Source organism: Desulfobulbaceae bacterium, assembly GCA_015231515.1.
Taxonomy (GTDB): Bacteria; Desulfobacterota; Desulfobulbia; order Desulfobulbales; family VMSU01; genus JADGBM01.
On record JADGBM010000136.1, the window covers coordinates 1 to 6,470 of the forward strand.

The 6,470-nt window shown below is 43.1% G+C and carries 6 protein-coding genes; 1 reads left to right on the forward strand and 5 read right to left on the reverse strand.

Annotated elements, in window-relative coordinates; translation table 11 throughout:
- Nucleotides 1-24: 24 nt before the first annotated feature.
- The 5 genes from HQK80_14505 to HQK80_14525 all read right to left on the reverse strand — a co-directional run bounded on the left by HQK80_14505 (nt 25) and on the right by HQK80_14525 (nt 5,417).
- Nucleotides 25-1,074, reverse strand: coding sequence for a hypothetical protein (locus tag HQK80_14505; GenBank protein ID MBF0223410.1), 1,050 nt, complete (start codon nt 1,072-1,074; stop codon nt 25-27).
- A 302-nt stretch (nt 1,075-1,376) separates the two neighbouring features.
- Nucleotides 1,377-2,693, reverse strand: a complete 1,317-nt coding sequence (locus tag HQK80_14510) for a hypothetical protein (GenBank protein ID MBF0223411.1) — start codon at nt 2,691-2,693, stop codon at nt 1,377-1,379.
- Entirely contained in the window at nt 2,690-3,451 is a 762-nt protein-coding gene (locus HQK80_14515) for an outer membrane lipoprotein-sorting protein (protein ID MBF0223412.1), read from the reverse strand. Before HQK80_14515 ends, HQK80_14510 begins: the two co-directional genes overlap by 4 nt.
- 24 nt (nt 3,452-3,475) lie before the next feature.
- Nucleotides 3,476-4,720 (reverse strand): ABC transporter permease, encoded by a 1,245-nt coding sequence (locus tag HQK80_14520; protein MBF0223413.1) that lies wholly within the window; start codon nt 4,718-4,720, stop codon nt 3,476-3,478.
- On the reverse strand, nt 4,713-5,417 hold the full coding sequence (locus HQK80_14525; GenBank protein MBF0223414.1) for an ABC transporter ATP-binding protein: 705 nt from the start codon (nt 5,415-5,417) through the stop codon (nt 4,713-4,715). Before HQK80_14525 ends, HQK80_14520 begins: the two co-directional genes overlap by 8 nt.
- Before the next feature lie 544 nt (nt 5,418-5,961).
- On the opposite strand from HQK80_14525, the gene HQK80_14530 reads away from it, so the two are divergent.
- Nucleotides 5,962-6,333 (forward strand): GxxExxY protein, encoded by a 372-nt coding sequence (locus HQK80_14530; GenBank protein ID MBF0223415.1) that lies wholly within the window; start codon nt 5,962-5,964, stop codon nt 6,331-6,333.
- Nucleotides 6,334-6,470: the final 137 nt, after the last annotated feature.

Consider the following 6,470-nt stretch of genomic DNA (forward strand, 5'->3'; position numbering starts at 1 on the left):
TCAGGCCGTAAATGGCGGGAAGGTTCATTGTAACGCTAAACGTGTTAAGGCTAGCTTTAAGTTGAGATAAATTTTGGCAATATGATTTTTAACGATAGGAATTTTAGAAGGAGAGATGCCATTAAGGATACGAAGCGAGGTCTCAGCTGCCCACTCACCCTGTTCTTCAGCCTTTGTTGCAAGGGTTAACAGGCTGAATTGCTTCATAAATTCATCCCAGTTACCAGTTGGGACCTCTGTAACCTGATGAACCAGCTGCAAGGCCTTATCGTGGTCCCAGTCCGGGATTGAAATAGTGTTACCGACGAGAATAATATCGGCTTCGTTTTGCAGGAGTTGGTACTGTTTTTGCCATTCGTCAAAACTCGTAACGAATTTTTTTATCAATTTCAGATTAAAACGCTGTTCAAAAAAAACTGCCTCTTTTCGGGCCGAAAAATCATCCCCTTTTAGAAAAGCAATGCGGTCACCCTTAGCAAATTTACTCAAGTTTGCAATAATCTGATCGACAAGTTGAACCTCTATCATCCCAGTAACATTAGCGACAGGAAACCCATACTCACTGGCATCCCAGTTAACTCCACAAAACACAAACGGCAGACTGGAATTTTTGAAATAGGGAACAATAACGTATTTTGCGGCATTATCATCAGTTGTAATAACTAAATCCGGCTGCCATTTTTCAATATAGTTTTTAACCAGAAGCGCTGCCTGCTGGATGGATTCAACCGCAGGATTTCGTTTAGTATCCATATTAATGATCTCAACAACTACCTTACTGCCGGTATTGTCAATACGACCCTCAGCGTCGATTGTTGCATCAAATTTCCTTAGAATGGCATCTGTTATGCCACTAGTCCAAGAATATTCGAGATGATAGGAGCTCACCAACAAGACCTTCTTTTTACTTTTTAAAGGGTTTTCTGCAGGCTGAAGGTTTTGGACGGGGTCTTTACTTATGGGATCCTCAGGGTCAGAGCAGCCCATAAACGAGAGAATAACTACTAAAGACAGAACTAGGAGTTTGACGATCTGCTGTGCAGCATTAATTTTTGATGGGTACCCGGCGACCATAATCGACACCATTACCTTAAAAATTATTCAGAAAGGGTTCATCAAAGAGGAGTACAGTTCCTACTATATAAACAAAATGCTCTTTTAGGAACCCAAAGGCAAGGAATAATCTTACAAATAGCAGGTTAAGAGATGTGGAGAGGGGATGACGGTGATTCCAGGGAGGGAATTAGGGGACAGACCCCGATTTTAAATTAATTTATGTAAATTGGGGTCTGTCCCCTAATTTATGCAAATTTATGATAAAAGAACAAAGGCCGCCAAGCGTAAAAAGAGATGTAGATTTATTAAAAAAATGTTCATCAAAAGAAATACCTCAGCCTGACTTCCGCTCTGTTGGTATTTGTCTTTTCGCCGTATTCAGAGTTGTAGTCGCCGTTCAACCATGAAAAACGTAGGCGCATTTCCCAATTTGTAAAACCTGTATATACTGCTTCAGGGCTCACTGAATAGCTACCATCATCCAGGTTAGTAATGGCTGTGACACCAGGAGTGAAATACAGGAGATTGAAAGGTTCTTTCTGGGTAACTTTTGCGTAAAGATAATTCCGGCCGGACTGAGGTTTGTTGTAGCCATTCAAATTGTCTGCAGCTGCTTTTTGAAATAGTGTATTGGCTCCGGTACTGTCAAACTGTACCTGAGCATCTCGAATCAGCTGGTAATAATGATCAGATTCAGAGGAAGTATAGCCATCATCATTATGGTAATACTCGACAATTGTCGTTATGTCGTTCACTGTCAGATAGCGGAATCCAAGAAGATAACTCGTGTCTGGCTGTTCACAGGTAGCAAGAGAACCATCAGCAGCAAGCAATCTAACCATCTGGTCAGGAATATGTGCCAGCTCTGCATGAATTTCAAAATTGGTTGTGACATTCCGGGAAAAATCCACACCATATCTCTTTGAACGGCTGTTCCCGGAGAACAGGACAAAATCTATATCAGTATTCCAATAAAGAAGGTAGAGTTTAACGGCAAAATTTATATTATTGATTTCTCCAAAATCTTCATTAACCTCCTGCCATGCCGGTAAAGCAACTGATGTTAAAGCTACGGTCTGCAAGGGTCCGGAAAAGCTTTTTATAAGATCAAGGCCAGCACCGACATAGCCCTCAAGGGAATCCTCCGGGTTATTGAGGTCTTTAGGTCGGTCAATAAAACCAACCGGGTTCCAGGCATAGCCCTTCCCCCATTTAAAGACCTTTTTACCCAGATCAACTGTTACCATGGGGGTCGGCTTGATACTGGCATAGGCGGCGAAGATGTCCACGCTGTCACCCCAGGCTGTTTGGTCCTGCTGCGCCGAGGCCTGCATAAGCCAGTTAAAATCAACGATCCCTTTATTTAAATTGCCGTCCAGTTGCAGGATAGAACTGATCCGGTCCAAACTAGAACGAGTATCTTGATAGGAATTTAAGCGAGCAAGAGCGCCATCCTGATTGATATCGATACGATCCCACTTCAATTCGGCATAACCGCCCCAATCAAAACTTTTTTTCTCAAATTCATCCAAATCAAATTTATACTCGCTGCTCCAGGCAATACCTTGCAGAAGAAAGAAGCAGATGCTGGAATAAAAAAGTAAGACAATACGAGTAGGCAACCAATTTACGCTCATCGCAATTCATCAACTCGGGGCAGATAATTCAAGGAGAATACTTCATCCGTCAACTCTTTTTTGTTGATCTTGGCATAGACCATTACTGACTTGTACCCCTTATAGAGAGGGCTGTCTGTTTCCAGAACTGATGGTCTGTTGAGCCCATCACCAAAATCCTTCGGTTCTTTGTAGTAAAGAGTTTTGATCAACATGCCGCTGGCCGCAAAACACTCAATTGTGGTGGGGACAATTGCCGTTTTATCTACCCGCATTTTTAAACTGTCGTAGGCGATAGAATTTGACTTGGCCTTGAGCTCAAGGAGGTATTCGTCCCCCTCTTCCACAACACTTACGGCCTCATATTCAGCACTGTAGTCCAGGCGCAAGATGTCAGAGTTGTTGAAAACACCACCGACCACCGACTGCAGGCTGGTGATTCTTATCGGCTTGCCAACATTAGGAATATAGAGCCACATATTGTCATCAAGTCGTAAGGTTGAACGCCCCTTTTCACTGGCTGGCGACAGAAAAAGAGCAACCATTTTATTCTGTCCCTTTTTCACCGAATAGAGCACAAACTCCTTTTGGCTGCCGTCCGGTTCAATATTTATGAGTTTCCTATACATCTCGTATGATTCCGGCTGCAGATTTTTATCAACCTGTTGCAGGATTGCCTTGCCATCCAAGGCCATTGCCTGTGCCGCGCACAAACTAACAATGAGAAAAGTCAATATTCCAGTGCGAGGTTTTCTAAATTGAACAAATATTTTTAACATGATGATTTCCTTGTAATTGAGTTATTACACATGCCGCAGGGCAGTAATTGGGTCCATTTTTGCAGCTTTATAGGCTGGCTGCAAACTGGCGAGAACGGCTATGCCAATAACCACAAGTACCACGCTTATCACATCACTTGGAGCAATGGTTGGTGAGAGCAGTAATCCTGTCTGTCTGCCAAAATCAAAGCTGATCTGAGAAACATTCATAATGGAGATAGCCGCTAGACTTATCAATGTACCAACGCCTGTCCCTAAAACTCCGAGAAGAAAACCTTCAGTGACAAAAAGACCGAGAATCTTGGCGGGCTGGGTGCCGATAGCAGATATGGTACCGATCTCATTGATTCGTTCATACACTGCCATGATCATGACATTCATGATGCTGACTAAAACAATGGCCACCAGCATGATTTTGATAAACAGGGTCATAAGATCAATCATCTTGGCAATATTGAAAAATGGTGAGAGCTTTTCCCAGGTGTGGATCTCAAAAACTGGTTTATCCTGTATGTTCAAGATGGGCTCAAATTGTGCTTTAAGGCGGGAAAAAACTTTTGGCAGCTGGGCTATATCCTTGAGGCGGATAGCAATCTCACTGACCTCCGCGCCCTCAATTCGAAGCAAGGCCTTGGCATCATCTATATGGATCATGCCGTCACGGCCACCGGGGCCAGAAATTCCTTCTAAAATGCCGCTAACCACAAAGTTTTGACCATTTACCGAGCCATCCCTGTTGTTGGCCACTAAGACTATGCCATCGCCAACTTTAACCTTCAAGCCATTGGCAATCAGTTCAGGCACCAGAATTTCACCTGGTTTAATGAGGCCATCTTTTTGACCATCAATAATTCGTTCAGTTAATAAGGGCGCGGCTTTCATCTCTTCTGATGGCAAAACGGCATTTAGCCTAATGTTGGTTGTCTCGGTGAAATTGCTGAACATAGCCCCAAGCTTTATGCGCATGGAATAGGCCTCTATGGCCTCTTCTCCTGCAAGTATATCTTCGACCTTGTTGATCTGCTTGGTGGTGAGGTTGCGGTTTAAGGGGAGACTATCAATTGAGGCAAGGTATCCCTTTTTATGGATCTGGATATGGCCAAGCATTGAATCGGTAATCTGACCAACCATCATCCCCTTAAATGAGCCGGAAACTGCAATAAACAAGAGCACAGCTACGACACCCAAAGAGATAAGCATAGAGGTTAAAAAGGTGCGCCGCTTATATCTTTTCAGATTGCGGTACGCAAGTTTTAAGATATTAAGCATGGTCTGCTCCTTTGATTGGCTGATTTTTATCAAGCTTACCGTCTTCAAGAGAGAAAGTTATTTCAACATTTTCAACGATTCTTGGATCATGGGTAGAAAATACAAAGGTGGTATTGAACTCATCGCGCATCTGTTTCATCAGATTAATAATCTTATTGGCCGTGACTCGATCCAGATTAGCCGTGGGTTCATCAGCCAGAACCAGCTTTGCATTGGTGACTAAAGCACGGGCCACTGCCACTCGCTGTTTCTGACCTCCTGATATCTGGCTGGGATATTTTGCTCCCTGGTCGGCCATACCGACAGCATCCAACATCTCCTGTACACGTTTACGGCGTTTGTCTTTGGGCCAGTCCTGCACCATCTGTAAAGGATACTCAACATTTTCAAAAACAGTAAGAACTGGGATCAGATTGAAATCCTGAAAAACAAACCCGATATGTTCACCCCGAAAACGGGCCGCTTCTTTCCTGCTTAAATTGGTTATTTCCTGACCGGCAACCTCAAGAGTCCCACTGGTTGGAGGATCAAGGCAGCCAATCATATTCAGCAAGGTTGATTTACCGCTTCCAGAGGGGCCAATAAAGGATACAAAAGAAGCTGGTTCAATGGAAAAATCAACTCCTTGAATGGCCTTTACTGTTATGTCGCCAGCGACATAGGTTTTTTCTAGTTGTCTTGCTACAATTACGGACATTTTTTTATCTCCTGTTAATCAAAGGGATAACTTTAGCTATGTAAAAAAGAACACAACTCAGGCTATCCAGTAGTTTTATATGAACCCACAAAATGAAAAGGTTTGAATATAAATATATCAGGCATGGATCACTATCCAGATACTTGAAACAGTTTATTTGAGCATAATTCATGCCACCACTGACTTGTGCGGTGAAACTTTCACACAAGTCAGTAACATACTGAAATTACGAAAAAAATAATCCTTCCATGCGCCAGAGATGTCTATTCTCATTATTGATTCCCTGATGCCACGCATACATATTACCCAGTTGCCTTGCTCTAACCGGGTAATATATGCAAATGTCACATTCATTAACCCATCGACCTTCAGGAATTTATCCGAAAGGATATATTGTCTGAGCAAATATTGAAGTATCAAACAAACAAAGATCTCATGCTGGGTAAAGGATATCACTTTATGCTCTGATAGACTGGCTGTAGCGCCGTCTCACCTATAAAACAGAATCAGAACAGTTATTCACCTTTGAGTGGGAGGTTAGCTGATGAAGGATTCGGTCCACGAAAATTACGACAGGCACGAAAAAAAGACTGGGAAAATTTTGTACCGTGACGAGTGCTATCTGATCCAAGGTGCAGTCTTTGAGGTTTATCGGGAAATGGGTTGCGGCTTTCTGGAGGCAGTCTATCAGGAATGTCTGGCAAGGGAGCTGGCGAAGCGTGGAATTCATTTTGTTGCGCACCAGGAGCTGACCCTGTACTACAAGGGAGAGGTCCTGCGACAAACCTATGTTCCTGATTTTATTTGTCATGAATTCATTATTGTGGAACTGAAGGCGCTTACTGCTACAACTGGGGCGCATAAGGCACAGGTTTTGAACTATTTGAAAGCAACAGGCGAACGAATAGTGCTTTAAAAGCATTTGTCCAGTAGAGTAAGGAGCAGGTTTCCCTGCTCCTCCTCGTCAAACCGTGCATACAGATTTCCCGTACACGGCTTTCCCAGTATATTCACATCATTACTATCACAAGTGAACTTCGCTTTCACAATTGT